Source organism: Streptomyces sp. NPDC002870, assembly GCF_042888505.1.
In the GTDB taxonomy this organism is placed as follows: Bacteria; Actinomycetota; Actinomycetes; order Streptomycetales; family Streptomycetaceae; genus Streptomyces.
In genome coordinates this window covers 15,451-40,100 of sequence record NZ_JBIAPW010000045.1, presented here as the reverse complement: position 1 = coordinate 40,100, position 24,650 = coordinate 15,451, and the positions used below count along the sequence as shown (strand labels likewise).

Sequence of the window (24,650 nt, the reverse complement as noted above, 5' to 3'; positions counted from 1 at the left end):
CCGTCGCACCCCTGTCGCGCATCGGAGGAATCATGCGTATCGCGCTGTTCATCACCTGCTTCAACGACACCCTCTTCCCTTCGACCGGCCGAGCGGTGGTGAAGCTGCTGGAGCGGCTCGGCTGCACGGTGGAGTTCCCACTCGAACAAACCTGCTGCGGCCAGATGCACTTCAATACCGGCTACCAGCGGGAATGCGTGCCGCTCGTACGGCGCTTCGTCGAGGCCTTCGCCGGATACGACGCGGTTGTAACGCCGTCGGGCTCGTGCGCCGCCATGGTGCGCGAGTACCACGGCCGGGTGGCCGAGGTGGCACAGGACACCGGGCTGGCTGCTGCTGTAGCAGCCACCCCGAAGGTGTACGAGCTGTCCGAGTTCCTCGTGGACGTCCTCCATGTCACCGACGTCGGGGCCTACTTCCCGCACCGGGCCACTTACCACCCGACGTGCCACTCCCTACGCATGCTCGGCGTGGGCGACAAACCGCTCACCCTGCTGCGGGCGGTGCGCGGCATCGACCTCGTCGAGCTGCCCGCGGCCGACCAGTGCTGCGGCTTCGGCGGCACCTTCGCGCTCAAGAACTCCGATACGTCGGCGGCGATGTGTGCGGACAAGGTCAGCCACGTCCTGCACACCGGAGCCGAAGTCCTGTGCGCGGGCGATAACTCCTGCCTGATGCAGATCGGCGGCGTGCTGTCCCGGCTGCGTACGCGTGTGCGCACACTGCACCTCGCCGAGATCCTCGCCTCTACCGAAGAGGAACCGGCCAAGGACGAACCGCGGCCGTCAGACCAGTCCCGGCCCATGACGGAAAGGGTGAAGTTCCTGTGAGCGACACGACGTTCCTGGGCATGCCGGCGTTCCCGAGCGCCGCAAAAGGCGCTCTCACCGATGCCCAGCTGCGCCGCAATCTCGCGCACGCCACCGGCACCATCCGGAACAAGCGGGCGGACGCGGTGGGCGAGTTGGAGGACTGGGAGGGACTGCGCGAGGCCGGGCGTGCGATCAAGGAACGCACCCTGCGTCACCTGGACCGCTATCTGTTGGAGCTGGAGGAACGGGTGACCGCGGCGGGCGGGCGGGTTCACTGGGCCCGCGACGCCGAGGAGGCAGGCCGGATCGTGGTCGACCTCGTCCAGGCCACGGGGGAACGGGAGGTGGTCAAGGTCAAGTCGATGGCCACTCAGGAGATCGGGCTGAACCGGGCGGTCGCCGACGCGGGCATCGCCGCGTACGAGACCGACCTGGCCGAGCTGATCGTCCAGCTCGGCCAGGACCACCCCTCGCACATCCTCGTGCCGGCCATTCACCGCAACCGGGCAGAGATCAGGGAGATCTTCCGGGGTGCCATGGCCGCTTACGGCACCCCGGCGCCCGCCGATCTGGGAGACGAACCGCGCGAGTTGGCCGAAGCGGCCCGGCGGCACCTGCGGGAGAAGTTCCTACGGGCAAAGGTCGGCATCTCGGGAGCGAACTTCCTGGTGGCCGAGTCGGGTTCCGCGGTCGTGGTGGAGTCGGAAGGCAACGGGCGGATGTGCCTCACACTTCCCGAGACGCTCATTTCCGTGGTCGGCATCGAGAAGGTCGTGCCCACCTGGCGGGACTTGGAGGTCTTCCTGCAGCTTCTGCCGCGTTCCTCCACGGGCGAGCGGATGAATCCGTACACCTCGGTGTGGACCGGCACCTCCGCCGGGGATGGACCGCGCACATTTCACCTGGTGCTCCTGGATGGCGGGCGGACCGACACCCTCGCCGACCCGATCGGCCGCCAGGCGCTGAACTGCATCCGCTGCTCAGCCTGCCTCAATGTCTGCCCGGTCTACGAGAGGGTCGGCGGGCACGCCTACGGTTCGGTCTATCCCGGCCCGATCGGCGCCATCCTCAGCCCCCAGTTGCGCGGTACGGCCTCGGAGGTGGACCGCTCCCTGCCGTACGCCTCGACGCTGTGCGGCGCGTGCTACGAGGTGTGCCCAGTCAAGATCAACATTCCGGAGGTGCTCGTCCATCTGCGCGCGCGGGTGGTGGACGAGAGCCGCGTGCACCGGATGCCGAAGCCGGAGCGGCTGGCGATGAAGGCCGCGCGCTGGGTGCTCTCCGCTCCGTCCCGGCTGGCGGCGGCACAGCGCGCGGGCTCCGCAGCCGGACGACTGCTGGCCCGGCGCGGACGCATCGGCCGCGTGCCCGGGCTGTCCGCCTGGACCGACGCCCGTGACGCGCCGCTCCCGGCTCAGGAAAGCTTTCGGGCCTGGTGGAAGAAGGTGCACCGATGAACGCACGCGAGGAAGTTCTCAACCGCATCCGCCGCGCGCTGAGGGACGTACCGGAGTCCGAGCGGCCCGAGGACGTGCCGGTTCTCCGGCACTACTCGCTGAGGGGTAGCCCGCCCGCCGGGTCGCGGAAAACGGTCGAGTGGCTCGCCGAACGGATGGCCGACTACGGGGCTCCGGTGCGGCTGGTGACGGCTGAGACAGCCGCGGCGGCCGTCGCGCAGGCCCTTGCCGCTCGCGGCGCCGGCAGCGTGGTGATCCCCCGCGGATTTCCGCGGGAGTGGCGGGCCGAGCTGGCTCCGGAGCGCGTGCTGAGGGACGACCCGCGGCTACCCGTCAATGAACTGGACCTGGTCGACGGCGTGGTCACCACGGTTGCCATCGCCATCGCCGACACCGGCACGCTCGTCCTCGACGGCGGCCCGGGGCAGGGGCGCAGGGCCCTGACCTTGGTGCCCGACTACCACCTGTGCGTGGTGCGAGCCGAACAGGTCCTCGCCGGTGTGCCGGAGGCACTGGCCCGGCTCGATCCGATGCGGCCACTGACGTTCGTGTCCGGCCCGTCGGCGACCAGCGACATCGAACTCGACCGTGTCGAGGGCGTTCACGGCCCACGCACGCTAGAAGCCCTCGTCGTCATCTGACGTACTCATTCGATCCGTTCGCTCCAGGGAGTTGTGATGCAGCCCCGTTACCCACCATCACCAGGACACCGCATTCAGGCGGCACTCAAACCGGCCATTACGCAGCCAGCGCGCCGCAGTGCCCTGGCATGCTGCACCCTGCCGACCTCGGAGCAAGCAGTATCGCGAGCACGAGCCTTCACCAAGGCGCGGCTGGCGGCATGGCGGGTCGGCGACGAGGTGGCCGACGCGGCACGCGTCATCGTCTCGGAACTCGTCACCAATACGATCCGGCACAGTGGTTCCCCCGACGTCAGCATTCGCCTCGCACACTCCTGTTCCACGGTGCGGATCGAAGTCCTCGACAAGGGACTGTGGCGGGTTCCGGACCAACCGCGCCAGGGCGAGGACGTTGCGGAAGGCGGCCGGGGACTCCACCTTGTGGGGGCTCTCTCTCAGCTACACGGAGTTCACCGGACACCCACGGGAACCCGTGTCTGGGCGCTTCTGCCTGAAACGCCGTCCGGCGGCCTTGCGGAGACATCCACCAGCCCCTGACCGGCACGCCTTGAAGGCTCGGGTCGACTGCCTGAAGGGACAATAGGCCCCCACGGACCTCGGCCCGGCCGGCTCGATGCCTCGGGTCTGGCCGACGGGTGCTTCGGGGCCAGGTCGACGAAGTCGGCGAACTTCCCGTACAGGGTGCGGCATCGGGCAGCTTGGGAAAGGGTGTCCGGCTCGGTGCCCTCCCGCAGGGCGTCCAGGATACGTACGAGGTTGTGGCCGGCTCCTGCATCCCGTCCTCCCTTCGTGATTCTGCCGACGGGGAGGTTGAGGTTGGGATGATCTTCTCGTACACGTACGGCCAGGGGCCGGAGGTACTCGAGTTCGCCGACATCCTCTCGCTGGTCACCCAGTCCGCCTGCCAGAAGCCGAACGCGGAGTCATTGGGACGGGCACGGAGTCCACGGACTCCGTGCCCTTGTCCCTCACCCGCGGCCGCTCAACCGCACCCCGCGAGTCCCCCCGGCGGCCAGAGTGAAACCCCGCAGGCGTGAGCAGAAAAGTGCCGCGAACCTGCGGCGGTCTCGTGATCGACCTGGCAGCATCTCGCGGACAACTCACCGCCCGCCCAGCAACCCTGGAGCCTACTCATCAACGAACCCGACAAGGGCAACACCGACCTGCCCAACGACCTGCAGCAGACGGCCGACCGGGCCGGCCACCACGAGGTCCGGACGCACACCGATGACCTCCGGCCGCACGCGCGCGCCGGCAGGTCCGCTGCCACGCCTTTCCCTTCCCGGTGATGACCAACAACGGCCGGAGCACTGCCGGCCGTGCGACCAGAGACACGGACACGATGCAAAGGGGTCTGCAGATCCGCCCCAAACCGCCCGTGATGACGTTGCGTACCTCAACACCGAGCGTCCACGATCGCGTCGACCACGGAGTCGATGTCGTCGCCGAAGGTGGTCGTCGGAACCGCGGCGCTACCGGCCACGCCGACGAGTTCGCCGGCCAGCACGTGCGCCTGGTTCACAGCGGTGATGTCGAGGTTGATGCACAACGCTCCGAAGACGCTGCCCGCGGAGTCGCGCAGGACCATGGTGGACGACTTGGCCGGGCAGCGCAGCCGGTCCGGGCAGCTGCGGGACAGCGAGAGCCGGCATCGGCTCCGGGGCCGACGGAGCGACATGACACGACTCCGGGGATTCCCGGCCGGCCGCGACGGGCCAGCCGGGAATCGCGCCTTGGACCGTCACCGGTTCGCGTGTCCCATGATCCGGGCCAGGTGCGTCCAGCACAGGTGCGGCGCCCGGGGGCGCGGATCACCACGTATGGGCGACGTCCACGATCAGCTTGTCGCCGGACTGGAGCACCCGGAACGGCAGCCGTGCCCTCACACCGAGCCCCACCTGCGTCTGTCCTTCGAAGCTCGCCCCGAACCTGGCGTCCCGGAACGTCCTGTACCCGGCAACTTCCACCCCGGGCAACGGCTTGCCGGCCCTGCCGGCATATGTCGGGCGAAGCGTCAGCGGGTCATAGCTGGGAGCGGAGACGAAGATCTGCAGAACGGCGCCCCCGCGCACGCGTATCGGGTCACCCGAGCCGTCCTGACGGAACGCCTCGACATAACCGACGTGATGGCCCACCTTGGCCGACGCGCCCGTGACATCGAAGACCATGCGGTCGAAGCACGCGCCCCGGCTCACCGTTACGTTCCTCAGCGGCACAGCACCGGCCTCAGCGGCCAACTTCACGCCGCTTCCCCACGCGGTCGAGCACGCGGAGGCGGATGCCGTCGCCCACCTGCCCGGCATCGCGGCGCCCGACGGCACCGCCGCGCCTGTCAAGCCCGCTCCCGCGAGCACCAGCGCCGCACTCACTGCCCATAAACGCTGCACAGCGTGCTCCCACTTTCCGCCGCTATCGGTTACGTACCCGTACGCATAGGCATACACCCGAATGCCATCGGCAAGGACACCGATGGTGGCCGAAACCACCGATCGATGCCCTTGAGCCTCTGCACCCGGATGCCCTCAGAATTCGAAGACGCCCGACCCTTCGGCATTCTTGATGCACTCATTGGAGAAGGTGTGCTCGTAGGTCACGCGCTTGCCGTCCCATACCCCCTGCGCGGTGACGGTGACGGGGTCGTACTCCTTGGTGCAGAAACGGGGCTGGCCACGGCTGATCTCCGCCAGGCTGCTGAAGACGCCGTTCACCTGGGTGAGAGCGGCGCAGGCGTCCTCGGCGGCCGGGTGCGTGCCGGTCGCGTCGGGCGTACAGGTGAGGGTCACGGCGCGCTCCGGAGTCGCGGTGGCGGCGTTCTCTCCGTGTGCCGTGGTCAGGACCAGCGCCGAGGGCGCGTAGAGCGAGGTGGGCTCGGCGTGCGCGGTACCGGCCGTCGATCCCAGCATCGCTCCTGCGACGAGAACGCCGGCCGCAGTCCATCGAGTGGTCTTCCGCATGGTGCGCATCCTTTCCTGGCTGTGCTGAATTGTGTGGGAACCGATCGGCGTCCTCGAGTTTGCCTAGCGCTCGCAGCAACGGCACGCGCACCCCATGCGTTTCAGATACCTTGCGGGTTCAATCAGTGGCCAGGACGCAACGGCGCGGAAAGGGAACTTCCCTGGCGACCGTCGACCCGCGTGCGTCCGTTTCGGGCGCGAAGGCCGAATCACCCCGGATCGCATTCGGCCGGAACGGTCCGCTCCCCAGTCAATGACCGGCGTGGCTCATTGAACATCGGAAGGGTGAAGCAGGGCGCTTGTCACGCCGTTGAACCTCCGGCCCTGCATAAAAGGGTGGTCGAGCGCCATGGTGAGATCCGGTCCGAGAAGCGACGCGGAAGGGACCCCGATGCGCGGCCCTCGACTCCGTCGCGAGCCGCAACCCGTGCGGACGGCCGGCGAAGAGCGGCGACCTGAACGTGAGCAGAGACGCCGTTACCGGAACGGGCAGCGCGACCGCGGCAAAAGGGGCTGAACCTGGGTACCGCCCCGGCCGGGGCGGCTGGCATGGTTGGAAGCCGAGCGCGCAGCGGCCGGCGCACAAGACGGGGCGCGATGGGAGGCGGGTACCGATCGGTCTGCGTCGGAGCGCGCCGCGCCCGAAGACAGGTCAGCCGGTGACACCCCGGTCTTCCAGCACATTCCGCAGGGGCCGCAGCGCGTAGTAGGAACGAGACTTGACCGTGCCGGGTGGAATGCCGAGGTGTGCCGAAACCTGGGCCACGCTGCACTCCAGGTAGTACCTGAGTTTGATGATCTCGCGGTGCTGGTCGGTCATTTCACCCAGAGCCTCGATGACGACCTGGGACGTGAGCAGGCGTTCCGTCCCGTCTGCCACGGAGATGTCCAGGAGTTCGAGCGACATGGTCTCCGCGGGGCGGCCCGACCCGGACCTGAAACGCCGTCACGCCGCTGTGACTTGCATGGCGTACGGCGGGCCGCCTTCGCCCTGGGCGGACTTCAGGGCAGCCGTACCTCGACGCGTAGACCGCCCCCGGGCCCGGGTTGGGCAGTGGCGGTGGCGGTGCCGCCGTGGGCGGTGGCGATGGAGCGCACGATGGACAGGCCCAGGCCATGGCCCCGGCCCGCTCCCGCGTCGGTGCGGTCCCGGCCGTGGCCCCGGCGGAACGGTTCGAAGAGCGTCTCGACGGTGTCGGGCTCCACCTCGGGTCCGGTGTTGGTCACGGTCAGCCGGCCACGGGAGACGGCCACCTCGACGCGTCCGCCCGGTTGGTTGTAGGCGATGGCGTTGCGCAGCAGGTTCGCCGTCAACTGGCCGAGCAGGACCCGGTCTCCCGGTACGGGCGCGGGCGACGGCTCGGCCTCGACAGTGACCACGACGCCCGCCTCGGCGGCAACAGCCCCGCAGGAGGCGACTTCCTCGGCGACCACGTCCGACAGATCCACGGTCTTGTGGGTCTCGATGCCCCGCTCGCTCTGCGCCAGGAGCAACAGCCCTTCGATGAGCTGCCCGTTGCGCCGATTGGCGTCCAGGAGGGACTGTCGCACCTGGGCCAGTTCCTCGGGCGTCGGGTTCTCCAGGCCGATCTGGAGGGCTGCGCGCTGCGCAGCGAGCGGGGTACGCAGTTCGTGGGAGGCGTTGGCGATGAAGCGGCGCTGGCTGTCGAAGGAGGTTTCCAGGCGGGCGAGGAGCGCGTCGAAGGTGTCGGCGAGTTCCTTGAGTTCGTCCCGCGGGCCGTCGAGAGCAATGCGTTCGTGCAGGTTCTCCTGGGAGATCCGGCGGGCCGTGGACGTCATGGAGTGCACGGGCCGCAGCACCCGCCCGGTGATCCACCAGCCGACGCCGACGGCGAACACCGCCATCACGAGCAGAGCCGCGCCCGACCAGAGCAGGACCTGCCGGGAGGCGAAGTGGGCGAGCTCGAGGCTGACCGTTCCGGCATCGGACGGCGGGTTCCCCTGCGGCACCATCCGTGGTCTGCGGTCCATCAGCTCGTTGGCCTTGGCCATGGCGTCCGCCCGGGACAGGAAGTAGACGAGGGCCAGCAGGATGCCGCCGAGCAGGACGAACACCAGGCCGTAGACGGCAGCGATGCGGATGCGGACTGTGGCCCGGTGCGCGCGCCCCCGCCCCCCGCCCCGCCCCCTCACAGCGCGTACCCCACGCCCTGGACGGTCCGGATCAGGGGCGGCTCGCCGAGTTTGCCGCGCAGCTTGCTCATGGTGACGCGGACCGCTGAGGTGAACGGGTCGGCGTGCTCGTCCCAGGCACGCTCAAGGAGCTCCTCCGCGCCGACCGGGGCCCCGTCGGCCGCCAGCAGCAGATGCAGTACGGCAAACTCCTTCGGCGTGAGATCCAGCAGCCGGCCGTCCCGTGAGGCGGTGCGCTGCGCAGTGTTGAGCACCACCCCCGACTTCTGCAGTACCGGCGGCAGGGGCGGTGCGCTGCGGCGGCACAACGCGTGGACCCTGGCGATGAGTTCGTCGTACTCGAAGGGCTTGGCGAGATAGTCGTCGGCCCCCAGGTTGAGGCCCTGGACCCGGTCGTGCAGACCGCCGGCCGCGGTGAGCATCAGGATGCGGGTCCTCGCCCCCGAGCCGGCCAGGTCCGCGGCGACAACATCCCCGTGCACCCCGGGCAGGTCCCGGTCCAGGACCACGACGTCGTAGTCGTTGACCTGGAGGCTGTGTGCCGCCTCGGCTCCGTCGTGGACGGTGTCCACCGCGAATCCGTGGCGGCGCAGCCCGAGGGTGACCATCTCGGCGATCAGCGCGTCGTCCTCGGCGACAAGTACCCGCATGTCGTTCTCCCTTACTTGCTCAGGATGTGATTCAACGGTGGCCGATCAGGGTGGTCAGGTCGCGGCGAGCGCGACCGTGGGGGCCAGCCCGGCGGCCCGTACCGCCGGATAGAGACCGGCCACGCCGCCGATCATCAGAGTCGAGCCGACCCCACCTCCCATCACCCACGGCGGCACCACCACCGGCCAGCCCTGCGTAGCGGCATACGCGGCGGTGACCGCCGAACCGATCACCACGCCCGCCCCGCCGCCGAGCGCGGACAGCAGCAGCGACTCGGTGAGGAACTGCAGGCACACCTGGCTCCGGGTGGCGCCCAGGGAGCGTCTGAGGCCCACTTCGCCGCGGCGCTCCAGAACCGAGATGACCATGGTGTTGGCGACACCGATCCCACCGACCAGCAGCGCCACGCCGCCCAGCCCCAGCAGCAGCCCGGTGAAAGCCTTGTCGCCGGCCTGCTGGGCGACGAGTGCGTCGGAGGGGCGGGAGACCTTCACGGTGGTGGGGTCGGCCGGGTTCGCGGTCGGGCCGATCAGCTCCCGTACCCTGCCGACGGACTTCTCGGCGGCCCGGGTGTAGACGAGGGTCGGGTGACCGTCGAAGCCGAGGTATTTCTTGGCCGCGTCCCAGCCGACCAGGGCGGCGGTGTCCAGCTCGGGTGCGAGCGGCACCGGGGCGAGGATGCCTGCGACGGTGAACCACTGGCCGCCGAGCCAGACCCTGGTGTCCGGCCCGGGTTCGGTGATGCCGAGCAGCTGCGCGGTGGTTGCGCCGAGGACGGTGACCGGATACTCGCCGGTGGCCTCGTTGAGCCAGTTGCCGCGCGCCATGGTGGCGCCCACAGACTTCAGCAGATCCTGCCGGGCACCCGCGGCGGTGATCCCGTTGGACTGCGCCTTGGGGATCTTGTCCGTCCGGTAGGTCTTCACGCCGTCGATCGTCCCGATCGCGGTGGCCGACTCCGCGCCCTCGATCCGGCCAATCATGTCCATGGCTTCCTCGGGCAGCTTTGCCGTGCCGCCGTCGAGGGCCTGCCCGGGCGCGGCGGTCAGCAGATTCGTGCCGAGCCGGGCGAGGGTGCGGTCCAGCTCGGCCCGGCTGGAGCTGGAGATACCGACGACCGAGACCATGGCCGCGATGCCGATGGCGATGCCGAGCGCGGACAGCAGGACGCGTACGGGACGGCTGCGCAGGCCGAACCCTCCGACACGTACACAGTCGGCGGGGCTGAGACGGGCCGGGGTCAGCATGTGGCCCCCAGCGCGGCGGAATCGGTGGCGGTCGCGGTGGCTGTGGCGGTGGCGGTCGCCGAATCGGACTGCACGCGTCCGTCGAGCATGGCGACCTGTCGGGGCAGCGAGTCCGCGATGGAGTGGTCGTGGGTGATGACGAGGATGGTGGTGCCCGATTCGTGCAGCTCGTGCAGCAGCTCCATCACCGCCGCGCCCGCCTTGGAGTCGAGCGCTCCGGTGGGCTCGTCGGCGAGCAGGACGGCCGGTTCGCCGACCACCGCACGGGCGATCGCGACGCGCTGCTTTTCACCGCCGGACAGCTCGTGGGGGCGGTGGTCGAGGCGATGGCCGAGCCCCACCCGTTCCAGGGCGGCCGCCGCCCGCTCGCGGCGCGTGCGCTGTCCGGTGCCGCTGTAGAGGAGTCCGTACGCGACGCTGTCGAGCGCGGAGACTCCGGCCGGGAGGTGGAACTGCTGGAAGACGAAGCCGATGCTCTGCGCGCGAAGGGCCGAGAGCTGCCGGTCGGCGAGGGCGGCCACGTCATGGCCGTCGATGACGACGCGGCCCGAGGTGGGCCGGTCCAGTGTCCCAATCACGTTCAGCATGGTGGATTTCCCAGACCCGGAAGGCCCGACGATCGCGGCCATTTCGCCGCGGTGAACGGTCAGGCTGACGCCGGCGAGCGCGGCGACTCCCCCGGTGTACGTACGGGTCACCTCCTCCAGTACGACGACGGATGAGCCGGCGGCAGAGGCGAGTGCGGTCACTTGGGCACCCCCACCCTCATGCCCTCGCGCAGCCCCTTGCCGGTGATCTCGACCCGGCCCTGGGCGAAAAGCCCGAGCGTGACGGGCACGGTACGGGTCCGGCCGCCGCCCTCGACGACCTGCACTGCGTACCCACCGTCGTCAGGCAGCGCCACCAGTGCGGTGACGGGCACGGACATGGCCTTCTGCGCGGTGGCGCTGATGAACTTCACATCCACCGTGGCCGCGTCCAGGCCCTTCAGCTTCTTCTGATCGGGGATCTCGATCTCCACCTCGACCTCGGTCTGCGGCTTTTCACCGCCGCCGCCCTGCTGTGCGGCGTCGTCCTTGGGCGGTGACACCGTCCGTACGGTGCTGACCTTCCCCGTGACGGTGGTGCCATCGGGCAGGATCACACCCACAAACGCGCCCTTCTTGGCCAACCCCTGGTCACCGACGTCCAGTTCGGCTCTGACGCGCTTCTCCCGGCTCGTGTGCCTCAAGATCCTGCCGTTCGCCGGATCGCCCACGGCGGCCTCCAGTGCGGCGACACGGATCAGTCCGGAGGAGGCGAAGGCGGCCTGCCCATTCTTGAGCTCGCCGGTCGTCTTCACGCCCCGCTTCTTCTGGAACTCGCGGAGTGCGGCAGCTGTACGGGCGGTGTAGCCGTCCCCGTCGGGGGCGTCGTAACCCAGCGCCCGCAGGTTGTCGTTGAGCTGCTCGACATCCGGTCCCTCGGTGCCGGGCACCAGGTCCCGGTACATCGGGACGGTGCCGTACATCAGCGTCACGGGCTGGTTGTCGACCTTGTAGAGCGTATCCCCGCGCCCCACCGTCGACCCCGGCTCCGGTAACCAGGTCACTGTGCCAGGCAGTCGGCCGCTCACCGTGACGGGATCCCCGTAGCCCAGTTCGCCCGCGACCAGCTTCGAGGCGGCCAGATCGCTGCGGCTGATCTCACCGGTGGCGGACGGCAGTTGGGCGGAATGTGTCGCGGCCGTCGTGTCGCCATCGCCGCCCAGCCCAAGTGCGGCAACGGACACCCCGCCCCCGGCCAGCACCACCACGCCAGTGACCAGCACGGTCTTCGGCCATCGCTTCCGGCTCACTGGCCGCTCACGTCCTGCTCCTCGCCCTTCATGTACTGCTTGCATGCCTTCATCGCCTTCTTGAAAGTCGGCGTGCTCTGGGCCGCCTCGCCCTGCGGCGGGATGAAGGCGCCGTTCACCGGGTCGTCGACCTCGACGCCGTTCTTCCGGAAGCATTTGGCCAGTTCCAGAGCCTCCTTCTGGAAGGAGGCCATCTCCTCTTCGGTGTGCGCCTGAGGGGCGTACTTCTTGCATGCCTCCTGCGCGGCTTCCACCTTGGCCCGTGGAAGGTCTGCGGGGAACTGGTTCACCTGTTCACCGGGCTTGGGGTCCGCAACGTCCACACCCTGGTCCCGCAGGCACTTCGCGTACTGAAGGCTCTTGTCCTTGCCGCTGTCGGCGGCCTCGTCCCCGCCTTCGCCGTCGCTACGGCCGCACGCTGCCAGCGACACGACCGCCGCAGTTGCCGCCCCGGAGACGACCAGCATCCGGCGGGCGCTGCGCCACCGGTTTCTCCGCGCCGTAAGCATCAGCATTCATGGCTCCTCTTGTCCCCGGCGGGCGGCCTCGCGCCGTCCCGCCGTAACAAGGGATACGGGGAGGGATGTTGCGCGGAGTTTTCGCGGCGTTCCGCGCCACACCAGAGGGCCTGGCCGTTTGGTCCCGTGGCGAGTTGGCAGACCCTGGATCAGAACTGCCTTACGAATAGCGCACTTTCCGAGTCCGCTGTCGTGTTCGTGGACCTGACCCACCGCAAGCTCTTCTCGCTCGATCCCAACGCTGACCCCGGTGACGAAGCGAGACAGCTTCGCGCTCAGGGCCCCCTGGTTCCGGCGGAGTTGCCCGGGGGTGTAGCAGCCTGGGCAGCCACGGACCTCGCCACCGCCAAGGCCGTTCTCGGCCACGAGGATCTGACCAAGGACCCTGAGCACTGGCCTGCCCTGCAGGCCGGCCGGATACCGGGCGACTGGGAGCTGATCGCCCTCGTGCAGCCCGCTCACGAGCCCATCAGCAGCACCACCTGCGCGGGACAGGGGTCTGCGACGCGCATCTGTTCATAGGTGCGGGTGGTGCTGATGGTTATGCTGCCCAGCGGCCACAGCGACCAGCTCACCGAGGCGTCCGCGGCGGGCAGGGCCGCGAGATCCATGGCGTGCGCAAGGTCACGGACGCGTCGGCGAGCGGGCTGGCGGAGTCTGCTGGCTGCAGCCTCCTACTGCGCGCGTGCCGCTCGGACCACCCGGCTTGCGGCTGCCGCAAGTTCCAGGGCCCGGGCGTTAATGAGTGACCCCCACAATGCGGTCCCCGGCTCCAGCCGGTGCTGGATTATGCGCTCGAGGTTGGCCAGGCTGTCTCGCACGGGATTCGGGGCGAGTTGCGCACTAGCTGCGAGGTCACAAGCAGCAGCAACGCGGCGGACAACCCACAGCGGGTCTTCCGCGGCACTCCGCCCTGCGCTGGATATCGGTGAGGCGCCAACAAAGCGAGCCTCGCGGTGCATGGCGAGCTGATCGAGATAGCGGTGTCCTGCCCGGTGGACAGTGTCGGACGTGCCGAGGCTCACGGCTGCCAGGGCGACCGCACCCAGCTCCACGGCGCCATCGCCCACACCGCCGAAGACACCTACACCCAACTGCCCCCCGACCAGGCCATCCTCGCCCGCCGTATCCTGCTGCGCCTGATCACCCCCGGGCAGGGAGCCCAGGACACCCGCCGCCCCGTCCACCGCACCGAACTCGACACGGGCAACCCCGCCGGCACCACAGCGGTACTGGACCGCCTGGCCCGCGCCAGGCTGGTCACCCTCGACGACACCACCGTCGACCTCGCCCACGAAGCCCTGATCACCGCATGGCCACGCCTGCGCACCTGGATCCAGGAAGACCGTGAACGCCTGCGCTTCCACCGGCAGCTCACCGACGCCGCCAAAACCTGGGAGAGCCTCGAGCGGGACCAGGGAGCCCTGTACCGGGGCACACGACTCGCCATAGCCGAGGAACAACTCGCCGGGCCGGAACACTACGAAGACCTCACCGAGCTGGAACGCTCCTTCCTGACCGCCAGCACCACCGCCCACGACCAGGAGCAACGCGCGACCGCCCGCACCACCCGGCGGCTCCGACAATTCACCGCGGCTTTGTCCGTCCTGCTCGTCCTCGCCCTTGTTGCAGGCCTGGTTGCCTGGCAGCAGTACGGGGCCAGTGAGCAGCAGCGGCAGAAGGCCGTTGCGGCGCAGCAGGTACTTCTGTCACGCCAGCTCGCCGCTCAATCCGCCACCCTCGTCGGCTCCACTCCCGACCTGGCTTCGCTGCTGGCCGTCCACGCCTACCGGACCGAGCCCACTACCGAAGCCACCGCCAGTCTCTACACGGCCGCTGCCCTCCCCCTCCAGCGCCGCCTTACCGGCCACACCAGCAAGGTCGCCTCTGTGGCGTTCAGCCCCGATGGCCGCACCCTAGCTTCGGGCAGCTACGACAGCACCGTGCGGCTGTGGGACGCGGCCACTAGCAAGACCCGCACCATCCTCACCATTCCTGGCAGCGTGTGGTCGGTAGCGTTCAGTCCCGATGGCCGCACCCTGGCCACCGCCCTTGACAGCACAGTGCAGTTGCTGAACGTGGCTACCGGCAAGGCGCGGGCCACTCTCACCCTCGGCACTGGCCTCGTGGCGTCAGTTGCGTTCAGCCCAGACGGACGCACCCTAGCCGTCGGCAGCAAAGACGGCACAGTGCGGCTGTGGGACCCGAAGACCGGCAAGGCTCGGACCACTCTCACCGGCCACACCGGCAACGTGACGTCGGCGGCGTTCAGCCCAGACGGACACACGCTGGCCACCGGCAGCGACGACGGAACTGTCCGGTTGTGGATCGTGGATTCTGGCAAGCCTCGAGCCACTTTCACTGGTCATGCGGCCACTGTGACGTCGGTGGCGTTCAGCCCCGATGGCCGCACCCTGGCCTCCGGGAGCTACGACAGCACCATGCGGCTGTGGGACCCGGAGACCGGCAAGGCTCGGGCCACTCTCACCCTCGGCACTGGCGTCGTGACGTCGGCGGCGTTCAGCCCAGACGGACGCACCCTTGCCAGTACCAGCGACGACAAGACCGTGCGACTGTGGGACCCGAAGACCGGTAAGACTCGGGCCACTCTCACCGGCCACACGAACGCTGTGACGTCGGCGGCGTTCAGCCCAGACGGACGCACCCTTGCCAGTACCAGCGACGACAAGACCGTGCGGCTGTGGGACGTATCCGTACGCAAACCTCGAGTCACCGTTAGCAGCCCCGCATTGGTGGAGTCGGTGGCGTTCCGCGCGGACGGCCATCCTTTGGTTACCGCCAGCGACGACAGGAGCGTGCTGTTGTGGGACCCGGAGACCGGTGAGGCTCGAACCACTCACGTCGGCCGCACAGAGGCCGTGAATGCCGTGGCGTTCAGCCCCGACGGACACACGCTGGCTACCGGCAGCGACGACGACACCGTGCGGCTCTGGAACGCACACACCAGCAAGACCCACGCCATCCTCGCGGGACACACAGAGGCCGTGAATGCGGTGGCGTTCAGCCCCGACGGACACACGCTGGCCACCAGCAGCTACGACGACACCGTGCGGCTCTGGAACGCGCACACCGGCAAGTCCCACGCCATCCTCAGACACACCAATTTTGCCTCGGTGACCTTCAGCCTGACGTTCAGCCCTAGTGGGCGCACCCTGGCTGCCCCCGACGGGGTTTTTGGGAAGGTGCGGCTGTGGGACGTGCCTACTGGCAAGACACGCACTACCGTCACCAGTCCTGCGTACGTGCATTCCGTGGCGTTCAGCCCCGACGGGCGCACCCTCGCCACCAGCAGCGATGATCACACGTTGCGGTTGTGGGACGTGACCACAGGCAAGACGAAAGCCACTATCCCCAGCCCTTCCGGCAACATCAGGGCGGTCGCGTTCAGCCCCGACGGACGCACCCTCGCCACCAGTGCCGACACCACGGTGCGCCTGTTGGATGTGGCCACCGGCAAGAACCGAGCCACCCTCACTGGCCACGAGGACATCGTGGAGGGGTTGACGTTCAGTCCTGATGGACGCGTCCTTCTCACCAACAGCAGAGACGGCACGGTGCGGCTCTGGGGCGTGGCCCTGCCCAGTACTGCTGCGTTGATCCGCAAAATCTGTCACGCCGTCCACCGGGACCTCACTCAGGAGGAACGCTCGATCTACCTGCCCGGGCAGCAGCCCCGGCAGGTGTGCCCGTCATGACCGTTAAGAAGACCAGCCGGGATGGCACGCACGGGTAGCTTGGGCCAGTTGGGCACCACGGGGTGTCTCAAAGGCATTTCCGGCAGCGTCTTTCGGTCCGTTCCTCACCTCCGTCCTCTCGCCGTTCGGCCGGAGTCCGTCCCTGTGTGGCAGAGCCTTCGACGGGGCGACACTGTGATGGCCAAGCCGTTGCTGTGCGGTCGCTGCTCAGGTGGACAGTCCTCGCGCGCACGGTACCGACCAGGGGCACCAGTTTGAAGCTAGGTTTTGTCCGGCGGGTCACTCAGAAACTTGCCTCGGTAGAGGCGGGACTGCCCCCTGTGCGGCCTTCGGTGGGGGCATGGGCGGCCGTGCACCCTCAAGGCGGGGGGACGGGGGTTTCCGGCTCTCGACCGAGGGTCTCAGACGCCGTCGACGCCCGTCCGGTAACGCCTCCTGAGCTGGGCTTATGTGTCAGGCGGACTTACGATCTCCCCATATGGAGATGAGGACTTGATGGACCGGAACATACGCACGGTAGACGACGTACTGAGACTCCTAGACGGCCTGTTCGCGCCGGAGGCCGACCGCTGGACGGCCGGTGCGGCCTCTTGGTGGGACGGTTTCTACGCGGACCGCACCAAGCCGGTGCCGTTCTTTGTGGCGAAGCCGGACGAGAACCTGGTCTCGTACCTCGACCGCGGCCTGATCACCCCAGGCCGCGCCCTCGACTTGGGCTGCGGCCCGGGCCGCAACGCCCTCCGCCTCGCCTCCCTGGGCTTCGAGGTGGACGCCGTCGACCTGTCCCCGGCGGCCATCGCCTGGGCCGAGGACCGTGCCCGCGAGGCGGGAGCCGACGTCCAATTCCACTGCGGCGACGCCTTCACGCTCACTGCGACCGAGCTGGGCGGTCCGTACGACCTGATCTACGATTCCGGCTGCTTCCACCACCTGCCGCCCCATCGCCGCATCAGCTACCTCACCCTCCTCGACCGCGTCCTCGCTCCCGGCGGCCATCTCGCCCTTACCTGCTTCGCGGGCGGCGAGATGGGCTCCGAACTCCCCGACGCCGACTTCTACCGCCAGTCCCGCCTCCATGGCGGACTCGCCTACACGCCGGAGTCGTTGCGCTGGATCTTTTCCGACCTGACGGAGGTCGAACTGCGCCCCATGCACGACGAACCGTCCGAGTCCCCCTTCTTCGGCGAATCCTTCCTCTGGACGGCCCTGTTCCGCCGGGCCACCCAGTTGTAGCTTCCACTCGCGGTCGTATCATTTCGAGGGCCGCCTGCGCCCCGCTGAGCCGACCGGGCGGGCGGGCGGGCGGACAACGATGCGTCGGCGGTGAGATCCCGCCACGCGCACTACCTCGGAAGGTTCTGAATGACTGCTGCTCCGCATCGTCTCGTCGCCGACAACGACCCGGCTCGCTTCACCACGCCGGTTCCCGGCTTCGAGGGACTCTTCCTCGAGCCCCGATATACCATCGCGTTCCCCCAGCCGGAAGACGACGAGGAAGCGGCTGCCGCACCTGTCGCAGCCCCAGGCCGCCACGCACCCTATCGCCGCTGAACTACCCCGTGCCCCTCGCGTGGAGCAGCCGGGTTTCGTGTTCCTCTGTTGCGGGCCTGAGGAGGCGGGTCGAGGGCGACATCGACCGGCGTCTGGGTGTGCCGCCAGCGGAGGTGCGGACGGCCGCCGTCCGTGGACCTGGCCGCGCGTTTCCACTGGGCCGGCCGTAGCCTGCGGCCATGACTGAGATATTGACGCCGACTCCCGATGATGCCTTCGAGATGCTGCTGGACGGCAACCAGCGGTTCGTCACCGGCTCGCCGGAGCACCCCAACCAGGACGCCGCACGCCGCACCGAGACCGCACCGGCTCAGAGTCCCTTCGCGGTGCTGTTCGGTTGCTCCGATTCCCGGCTGGCCGCCGAGATCATCTTCGACCGGGGACTGGGTGATCTGTTCGTGGTCCGCACGGCGGGGCATGTGGTCGGTTCGGAGGTGCTGGGCAGCATCGAGTATGGGGTGAGCGTGCTGGACTGCCCGCTGGTCGTGGTCCTGGGCCATGACTCGTGCGGGGCCATCGCGGCTGCCTGCGCCGCCGCCGACGGCGGCAGGGCGCCCGCCGGGTTCGTCCGTGACGTCGTCGAGCGGGTGACCCCGAGCGTGCTGGCGGCGCGCGCCGCCGGACGCGACCAGGCCGAGGAGATCCTCCACGAGCACATCCTGCACACAGTCGACCTGCTGCTGGACCGCTCCCGCGTCCTGGCCGAGCGGGTGGCCGCCGGCCGCCTCGCCGTGGCGGGTCTGTCCTACCGGCTGGCCGACGGCAGTGCGCAGCTGGTCGCCTCCCCTGGCCTGAGCAAGGCTGCTGCCTCCGCACGGTGAAACCCGCTGTCGGCCGCCCGCCTGCCCGTAGGGGTAGGCGGGCGCGCTGCTGGACGAGCAGATTGCGGTGCGCGGGCCCGGAGCGGGCTGGGATCGGACTCACGCGGTGCCGTCGTCCTTGGTTGGTCGTCATGCGCCAGCGAGACCATGGAATGTGGGCAGCGGAACAGTGGGAGGATTCGAGGGTGACGGCAAGAACCAGTGACATCGAGAAGGCGGCCGGTGTGCTGCGCGCCGGGGGCCTGGTGGCCTTTCCGACAGAGACCGTCTACGGTCTGGGCGCCAACGCCGAGGACCCCGCCGCCGTCTCGCCTATCTTCCAGGTCAAGGGACGTCCGCCCTCCCACCCGCTGATCGTCCACATCGGCAGCGCGGAGCACCTGGACGACTGGGTCCAGGACGTGCCCGCGACGGCGCGCCTGTTGGCCGAACACTTCTGGCCGGGGCCCCTCACGCTCGTCCTGCGGCGCGGTCCCCGCGTGCCCCTCGAAGCGACGGGTGGGCTGGAGACGGTGGCGGTGCGCGTGCCCGACCACCCCGTCGCACTCGCACTGCTCTCGGCCTTCGGCGGCGGTGTCACGGCCCCGTCCGCCAACCGCTTCGGCTCGGTCAGCCCCACAACGGCTGACCATGTCCGTGCCGAGCTCGGCGACGCCGTCGACTTCGTGCTGGACGGCGGCCCCTGCCAGGTCGGCGTCGAGTCGACCATCGTCGACGCCACGGGCGAGATCCCGAGCGTCCTTCGGCCCGGCGGGGTGACGCGCGAGGACCTCGAAGCGGTGCTGGGGTGCCCGCTCGCGGTCCCCTCGACCAGCCGGGTCCGGGTGCCGGGCCAGCATCCGTCCCACTACGCGCCGCGTGCGCGGGTCGTCCTCGTCGAGCCCGAGAAGGTCGTCTCCGAAGCGGAGCGGCGCAGGAGCTGGGGCACAAGGTGGGCGTCTTTCTGCCTGCCTCCTTCGCCGACGCTCCGGTGAAGGCGCACGCCGTGGTGGCGGTCCCCGATGCGATGGCCGCCTACGCGCGCGGGCTGTACGGGTTCCTGCGGGAGCTCGACCAGCAAGGGTGCGACCTCATCGTCGCGTCGCTGCCGGTGGAGGAGGGGCTGGGACTGGCGATCGCCAACCGGCTCCGCCGCGCCGCGGGGCCCCGGCCCTCCGTAGCCGGGTGAACGAACTCCAGATCGGGGACGACCCGGCCGCGTGATCACCGTCGGTGAAGGCTGTCACGTTTCGTGCTCGCAGAAATGAGTAGTTCTGAGAGACCCCGGACCCCCACCGGACCGCGTCCGGTTTGTCCCTGATCTTCGTTCTCGCAACCTCTCGCAAAACGGCGTTCGCGCAATGCCCCTCTCGATAGGTTCTGCGACATGCCCCAGCTCGCCGAACCGGCCGCCGCCGTCGAACAGTTCGACTGCCCCACTTGTGAGGTGCCCGCCGGAAGCACCTGCCGCACCCGCGGCGGCAAGGTCGCCCCGAAGTACCACACCCCGCGCTTCATGCTCGTCCCCCAACTCCGCGCCGAGCTCGAAGTCCGCACCCCCACCGACCGCGGCCCCGGCCGCGCGTGGGAGATGGGCCCGGCCATCGAGGCCGCCGTGCCCGGGGCCACCACGAAGCCCACGAGGGTGGGGTACGCCCGTTGCAGCACCGCCCAGCAGGAGCTTCAGAGCCAGCTCGACGCCCTGGCGGAAGCCAGGAGCGATCCGGTCTTCTCGGAGAAGATCAGCACGCGGGTCAAGGTCGGCCCGGAGTTCGTCAAGGCCATGGACTTCGCCCGCACCATCAAGACGGCCGTCCCCCACCAACGGGTGATCTTCACCGTGCACGAGATGAAGCGCCTCGGCCGCGGCGCCGCCGAGCTACTGGCCATCGCCGAGGACCTGCACCACCACGACATCCAGCTCGAACTCCTCACCGGCCCCCTCCAAGGGTTGTACGACCCGTCCGGGCACGGCGCCGCCCTGTTCGCGTTCTTCGCCGGCATGGCAGAGTCCGAACGCGAGTACATCCGGGAGAAGTCCCTCGAAGGCCAGGCGTCCGCCCGCGAACGCGGCCGGCACGGCGGACGGCCCAAGGTCGTCGACGACGACATGGCCGCCTACGCCCGCAGCCTGCGAGCCAACGGGGTTCCTGTCCCCGAGATCGCCCGCAAGCTGGTCATCACCTCCGGCAAGAACCCTCGCCGAGGACGACCCGGCGGACGGCACGACCTGAACCCAGACGTAGGAAAGCCGTCCCGGTGGCACGGGGGAAGCCACCGGGACGGCTCGGATCAGCGTAGGGCCGCCAGACCCGTGCCGGGCGCCTACTCCGACTTCTTGACCATGGTCTTGCCGCAGCAGCACGTCGGGCTCTGCTGACCGCCACAGTTATCTCGGGTGCGTTTTGAGCGTCAGGCAAGTCTGGCAAGTAGGGCCAGGAGCCCGTGCCTGACGGGTATCAACGGGTCATTCAGGCACGTACGGCATGTTTGTGAAGTGCGGCCCGGCCCTTTGGCTTCGTTCACTTCAAGCAGCAGCGTGTGTCCGCCGGTTTGGCCAACAGTTGACGATCTTGAGACTCGTGGATGTTCACGAGAGATGACGTCAGTGCCTGAGCTTGGGGTTGTGACGCACTTGGGCTGCCATCGCTCCTGCCTCCGCCCTCAGCGGTTCGAGGAAGGAGAGCTCCTCGGCTACCTCTCCGCCGAGGACATGGGGCGCGTGGAACGGGCTGTACGCGCCGTGCTCGACATGTATCCGCTGTCGGCGGTGTCCTCGTCGAGCCGGTCCACGAGGATCATCGCCACGTCGTCCGTCAAGCGGCCTCCGGTATGGCGGATCAACGCCTGGTGCAGTTCCTCCAGGAACTCCCGAGGGGTGGTGCTCGCCCGTATCCCCTCCATGGTCTCCGGCAGAGGGAAGAAGTCTTTGTCGCGATTGCGGGCTTCGATCACGCCGTCGGTGTACAGGAGCAGACGGTCGCCGCGTACGAACGGATAGCTCTCGGCCTTGGCGGTAAGGCCGTCCACGAGGTCTTCCAGACCCAGCGGCGGCAGCGGCGAGGCCGGCATCAGGGCCTGAACGCTGCCACGGTGCAGCACTAGCGGAGGCGGATGGCCACGGTTGACCACAAGCACCACCTGTTCCTCCGGCACCTGGGCCACGAGGGCGGTAGTGAATCCCTCCGTCAGAACTTCCTGAGAGTACGTACCGGGCACGGCCGCCTCCCGTTGCAGGGCGGCCTCGCAGCAGTACATGACCTCCGTCAGCTCGTCCTCGTAGTGCACGGACACCCGGAACGCGCCCAGGGTCACCGCGACCGCGCGCATGGCGGTCAGCCCCTTGCCCCTCACGTCCCCCACGATCAGCCGGACGCCGTACGGCGTCTGCACGGCCTCGTACAGATCACCGCCGACCAGCGCCCCTGTCCCCGCAGCGAGGCACAGGCTGGCGGCCCGCACCGGGCCCAGCCGCTCGGGGACGGGCCGCAGGACGACCTCCTGCGCCGCTACAGCGATCCGGCGGACCTGGTCGAGCTCGCCCTGCCTGCGCGTACGCATGGCGTTGCTCAGGATGACACTGGCCACGGACACCACGAACAGCCCCAGGAAGTTCCCGATGATCAGCTGGGTCAGCGTCCCCCACGACTGGTTGTAGGTCGCGGAGGCCGCGTTCACACCCGCGGCGAGGACTGCCGTGGACAGCGTGCCCATCGGCCCCATGGTCAGCGCGGCCAGCGCCGGCGTCGTGGTGAGCACGGGGCCGGTGACCAGATCGTGCGCGGGCGAGAGCTCGATGCCCAGCACGGCCAGCACGATCGCGAAGGGCACACACTGCCCCAGCATGAACGGAACCCCGCCGTGACCGCCCGCTCCTGGTCGAGTGGACGCTCCGGACCGCAGAGAGGGGCGGAGGCGGGAACGCATAGGTACAGCCTGCCTCGCCGGAAGGAAGCGCTCCACCCCTCGGCCCGTGCCGGGCTCCCGGATCAGCGGACCGGGAGAAACGGTTTGACCGAACCGTTTCCGACGCCACCTGTTGCCTTACTTGTCTGACAGCGGGCCATGCGGCCTGACCTGCGTGAAGTGCCTGCGGACCCTAATACGTAGTTAGCGGAGCCCATCCAGCGTGGCGGTGCGGTGGGCACCGGGTGCGACTCCAGCGGCCCTACGGCCCGTGAGGCCTTTATCTAGAGCGGAGCCCCCGGTGCTCTCCGAACCGCCACACGGCCACGCTCATGCTCGCTACGTTCGTCCCGCGAGCCCGCCGCACCGTGACCTCCCCTCTATCCCCGCGAGCCCTGGAGCTCTGGACTAGACCGAGGCCCGCGCGGCGCGCTGGCGCCGCGAACGGCTTGTGAGATGGCGGACCCCGAGTCCTGGTATTAGGTCGCCGCGCGGCCCGCATCTGCTCGCTACCAGCACAAATAGCACGACGAAGGGGAACAGCGTGACCGTGTTCTGCGGCATCGACTGGGCGGAGAAGCACCACGACGTCGCCTTGGTCAACGAGGCCGGGGAGCTGCTGGCCAAGGCCCGCATCACCGACGACGCGGCCGGCTACCGCAAGCTCCTGGAGTTACTCGCCGACCATGGCGACACCGCGGAAAACCCGGTGCCCGTGTCGATCGAGACCAGCCGCGGCCTGCTCGTCGCGGCCTTGCGTGCAGGCGGTCGTACGCGATCAACCCGCTCGCCGCGTCCCGCTACCGCGACCGGCACGGCGTCTCCGGCAAGAAGTCCGACGCGGGCGACGCCCTGGTCCTCGCGCATATCCTGCGAACCGACCTGGCCATGCACCGCCCGCTGCCCGACGACAGCGAACTCGTCCGGGCCATCGCGGTCTTGGCGCGCGCCCAGCAGGACGCGATCTGGAGCCGCGTCCAGGTCTCCAACCAGCTCCGTTCCCTGCTGCGCGAGTACTACCCAGCCGCCCTGGCTGCGTTCGTGACCGGCAGGGAAGGCGGCCTCGCACACCGCGAGGCCCGCGCGATCCTCGCTCTCGCCCCGACCCCAACCACGGCTACGAAGCTCTCGAAGCCGCAGATCCGCGCCGCCCTCAAGCGCGCGGGCCGCCAACGGAGCTTCGACGCCGAAACCGCTCGCCTCCAGGCGATCTTCCGAGCCGAGTACGCCCATCAGCCGCCGCTCATCGAGGACGCGATGGGCCGCCAGATGCTCGCCCTCCTGCGCCAGCTCGATGCCGTCTGCCAAGGTGCCGACGACCTCGCTGAGGCATCTGAAGCTGCCTTCCGCCAGCACGCGGACGCCGAGATCATCATGAGCTTCCCCGGCCTCGGGCCGCAGCTCGGCGCCCGGGTGCTGGCCGAGATCGGCGACGACAAGACGCGCTTTACCGACGCGCGCGCACTGAAGGCGTACGCCGGGTCGGCACCGATCACCAGGGCCTCCGGAAAGAAGCGCTACGTCGGACGCAGGCACGGCAAGAACGACCGCCTCGTCCACGCCGGCTACCTCTGGGCGTTCGCCTCTCTCCGCTCCTCCACGGGCGCACACGCCCACTACCGTCGCCGACGGGACCGCGGCGACTGGCACGCCTCCGGCCTACGAAACCTCTTCAACCGCCTGCTGGGGATGCTGCACCACTGTCTCCGGCACCGCGTTCCATTCGACGAGCAGCAGGCCTTTCCTCCCGCTGTGGACCTCGCTGCTTGACGCGTTAGCCCGGTGAGATGTCTAGATAACGGACGGTCGGCGGCGCCGCCTTGGTCACTGTCAGCTCGCACCCGCAGTTCTCATCGGGGCAGCGGTAGACCTCACCCTCGCGGAACGGCATGGTCATCACCTCTCGTCGTGTTCCATCCGAACGTGCGCGACGCTAGAACCCGGCCCCCGGGGCAAGGTCAAGAATGGAGGCGAGGAGGCACGACCATGGCGCTACCAGGACTGACGATCGGGCAAGCCGCCAAGGCCGCCGGGGTCACGCGCAAGGCGATGCGGGTGTACGAGGCCCGGGGCCTGCTGCCCGCCGCCGAGCGGACCGAGGCCGGCTACCGACTCTACGACCAGCACGACGTCGAGCTGCTGACCTTCATTCGCCGAGCCCGCACCCTCGGCCTGCACCTGGACGACATCCGCGACGTACTCGCCATCCGCAACGGCGGCACGCCGCCGTGCGCCACCGTCCGCGACCTGCTCGACGATCGGATCGCCGAAATCGACACCACCGTCGCCGAGCTTCTGGCCCTGCGGAAGACGCTCGCCGAGACCCGGCAGCGAGCCGACGACTGCACCGACGACCAGCCCGTTACCGTCTTCTGCGGGATCATCGAGGACTCGTAGACGTCAGCC

Annotated in this window: 20 protein-coding genes and 3 pseudogenes; 11 read left to right on the top strand and 12 right to left on the bottom strand. The window is 69.1% G+C overall.

Going from position 1 to position 24,650, the window contains the following annotated elements; all coding sequences use genetic code 11:
* Window positions 1–32: 32 nt before the first annotated feature.
* Genes ACFYWY_RS34810 through ACFYWY_RS34795 form a run of 4 tightly spaced genes read left to right on the top strand, consistent with a single transcriptional unit; the run spans window position 33 to window position 3,447 of the window.
* Window positions 33–830: a (Fe-S)-binding protein gene (locus ACFYWY_RS34810; RefSeq protein WP_389194403.1), complete on the top strand. Its 798-nt coding sequence runs from the start codon at window positions 33–35 to the stop codon at window positions 828–830.
* Between the two features lie 20 nt (window positions 831–850).
* A complete protein-coding gene (locus ACFYWY_RS34805) occupies window positions 851–2,269 on the top strand; it encodes a LutB/LldF family L-lactate oxidation iron-sulfur protein (protein ID WP_389194460.1) in 1,419 nt (472 codons plus the stop codon).
* The gene (locus ACFYWY_RS34800) at window positions 2,266–2,910 is read left to right on the top strand and encodes a lactate utilization protein C (RefSeq protein ID WP_389194400.1); all 645 of its coding nucleotides are present in this window, start codon (window positions 2,266–2,268) and stop codon (window positions 2,908–2,910) included. The genes ACFYWY_RS34805 and ACFYWY_RS34800 overlap by 4 nt, the downstream gene beginning before the upstream one ends.
* A gap of 36 nt (window positions 2,911–2,946) precedes the next feature.
* Window positions 2,947–3,447, top strand: coding sequence for an ATP-binding protein (locus ACFYWY_RS34795; RefSeq protein WP_389194397.1), 501 nt, complete (start codon window positions 2,947–2,949; stop codon window positions 3,445–3,447).
* 868 nt (window positions 3,448–4,315) lie between these two features.
* Here the strand turns inward: ACFYWY_RS34795 and ACFYWY_RS34790 are convergent.
* The 11 genes and pseudogenes from ACFYWY_RS34790 to ACFYWY_RS34740 all read right to left on the bottom strand — a co-directional run.
* Window positions 4,316–4,510, bottom strand: a pseudogene (locus ACFYWY_RS34790) (PAS domain-containing protein); the annotation flags it as partial.
* Between the two features lie 211 nt (window positions 4,511–4,721).
* Window positions 4,722–5,396, bottom strand: coding sequence for a hypothetical protein (locus ACFYWY_RS34785; RefSeq protein WP_389194394.1), 675 nt, complete (start codon window positions 5,394–5,396; stop codon window positions 4,722–4,724).
* Between the two features lie 36 nt (window positions 5,397–5,432).
* Window positions 5,433–5,864 (bottom strand): subtilase-type protease inhibitor, encoded by a 432-nt coding sequence (locus tag ACFYWY_RS34780; RefSeq protein WP_389194391.1) that lies wholly within the window; start codon window positions 5,862–5,864, stop codon window positions 5,433–5,435.
* A 652-nt stretch (window positions 5,865–6,516) separates the two neighbouring features.
* On the bottom strand, window positions 6,517–6,771 hold the full coding sequence (locus ACFYWY_RS34775) for a sigma factor-like helix-turn-helix DNA-binding protein (RefSeq protein WP_389194388.1): 255 nt from the start codon (window positions 6,769–6,771) through the stop codon (window positions 6,517–6,519).
* A gap of 95 nt (window positions 6,772–6,866) precedes the next feature.
* Complete coding sequence (locus ACFYWY_RS34770; protein ID WP_389194386.1) at window positions 6,867–8,018, bottom strand: sensor histidine kinase; 1,152 nt, start codon at window positions 8,016–8,018, stop codon at window positions 6,867–6,869.
* Window positions 8,015–8,668 (bottom strand): response regulator transcription factor, encoded by a 654-nt coding sequence (locus tag ACFYWY_RS34765; RefSeq protein ID WP_389194383.1) that lies wholly within the window; start codon window positions 8,666–8,668, stop codon window positions 8,015–8,017. The genes ACFYWY_RS34770 and ACFYWY_RS34765 overlap by 4 nt, the downstream gene beginning before the upstream one ends.
* A 54-nt stretch (window positions 8,669–8,722) precedes the next feature.
* Window positions 8,723–9,916 carry an ABC transporter permease gene (locus tag ACFYWY_RS34760; RefSeq protein ID WP_389194381.1) on the bottom strand — a complete coding sequence of 398 codons (1,194 nt, stop codon included), beginning with the start codon at window positions 9,914–9,916 and terminating at the stop codon, window positions 8,723–8,725.
* Window positions 9,910–10,665, bottom strand: coding sequence for an ABC transporter ATP-binding protein (locus tag ACFYWY_RS34755; RefSeq protein WP_389194378.1), 756 nt, complete (start codon window positions 10,663–10,665; stop codon window positions 9,910–9,912). The genes ACFYWY_RS34760 and ACFYWY_RS34755 overlap by 7 nt, the downstream gene beginning before the upstream one ends.
* Window positions 10,662–11,753: a peptidoglycan-binding protein gene (locus ACFYWY_RS34750; RefSeq protein ID WP_389194375.1), complete on the bottom strand. Its 1,092-nt coding sequence runs from the start codon at window positions 11,751–11,753 to the stop codon at window positions 10,662–10,664. Before ACFYWY_RS34750 ends, ACFYWY_RS34755 begins: the two co-directional genes overlap by 4 nt.
* Window positions 11,750–12,268: a hypothetical protein gene (locus tag ACFYWY_RS34745; RefSeq protein WP_389194373.1), complete on the bottom strand. Its 519-nt coding sequence runs from the start codon at window positions 12,266–12,268 to the stop codon at window positions 11,750–11,752. Before ACFYWY_RS34745 ends, ACFYWY_RS34750 begins: the two co-directional genes overlap by 4 nt.
* 461 nt (window positions 12,269–12,729) lie before the next feature.
* Window positions 12,730–12,882, bottom strand: coding sequence for a hypothetical protein (locus ACFYWY_RS34740; RefSeq protein ID WP_389194370.1), 153 nt, complete (start codon window positions 12,880–12,882; stop codon window positions 12,730–12,732).
* A gap of 345 nt (window positions 12,883–13,227) precedes the next feature.
* Between ACFYWY_RS34740 and ACFYWY_RS34735 the strand changes: the two genes are divergently transcribed.
* The 5 genes and pseudogenes from ACFYWY_RS34735 (at window position 13,228) to ACFYWY_RS34715 (ending at window position 20,718) form a co-directional block, all read left to right on the top strand.
* A complete protein-coding gene (locus tag ACFYWY_RS34735) occupies window positions 13,228–15,987 on the top strand; it encodes a WD40 repeat domain-containing protein (RefSeq protein ID WP_389194367.1) in 2,760 nt (919 codons plus the stop codon).
* 495 nt (window positions 15,988–16,482) lie between these two features.
* Window positions 16,483–17,220 carry a class I SAM-dependent methyltransferase gene (locus ACFYWY_RS34730; RefSeq protein ID WP_389194365.1) on the top strand — a complete coding sequence of 246 codons (738 nt, stop codon included), beginning with the start codon at window positions 16,483–16,485 and terminating at the stop codon, window positions 17,218–17,220.
* 497 nt (window positions 17,221–17,717) lie between these two features.
* Entirely contained in the window at window positions 17,718–18,359 is a 642-nt protein-coding gene (locus ACFYWY_RS34725) for a carbonic anhydrase (RefSeq protein ID WP_389194362.1), read from the top strand.
* A 185-nt stretch (window positions 18,360–18,544) separates the two neighbouring features.
* A pseudogene (locus ACFYWY_RS34720) lies at window positions 18,545–19,527 on the top strand (L-threonylcarbamoyladenylate synthase).
* 198 nt (window positions 19,528–19,725) lie between these two features.
* On the top strand, window positions 19,726–20,718 hold the full coding sequence (locus ACFYWY_RS34715; protein WP_389194360.1) for a recombinase family protein: 993 nt from the start codon (window positions 19,726–19,728) through the stop codon (window positions 20,716–20,718).
* A 314-nt stretch (window positions 20,719–21,032) separates the two neighbouring features.
* Here the strand turns inward: ACFYWY_RS34715 and ACFYWY_RS34710 are convergent, their stop codons facing one another.
* Complete coding sequence (locus ACFYWY_RS34710) at window positions 21,033–22,184, bottom strand: PP2C family protein-serine/threonine phosphatase (protein ID WP_389194357.1); 1,152 nt, start codon at window positions 22,182–22,184, stop codon at window positions 21,033–21,035.
* Between the two features lie 562 nt (window positions 22,185–22,746).
* On the opposite strand from ACFYWY_RS34710, the pseudogene ACFYWY_RS34705 reads away from it, so the two are divergent.
* A pseudogene (locus ACFYWY_RS34705) lies at window positions 22,747–24,014 on the top strand (IS110 family transposase).
* Window positions 24,015–24,230: 216 nt separating this feature from the next.
* Window positions 24,231–24,641, top strand: a complete 411-nt coding sequence (locus ACFYWY_RS34700; RefSeq protein WP_389194354.1) for a heavy metal-responsive transcriptional regulator — start codon at window positions 24,231–24,233, stop codon at window positions 24,639–24,641.
* The last annotated feature ends 9 nt before the right edge of the window (window positions 24,642–24,650 follow it).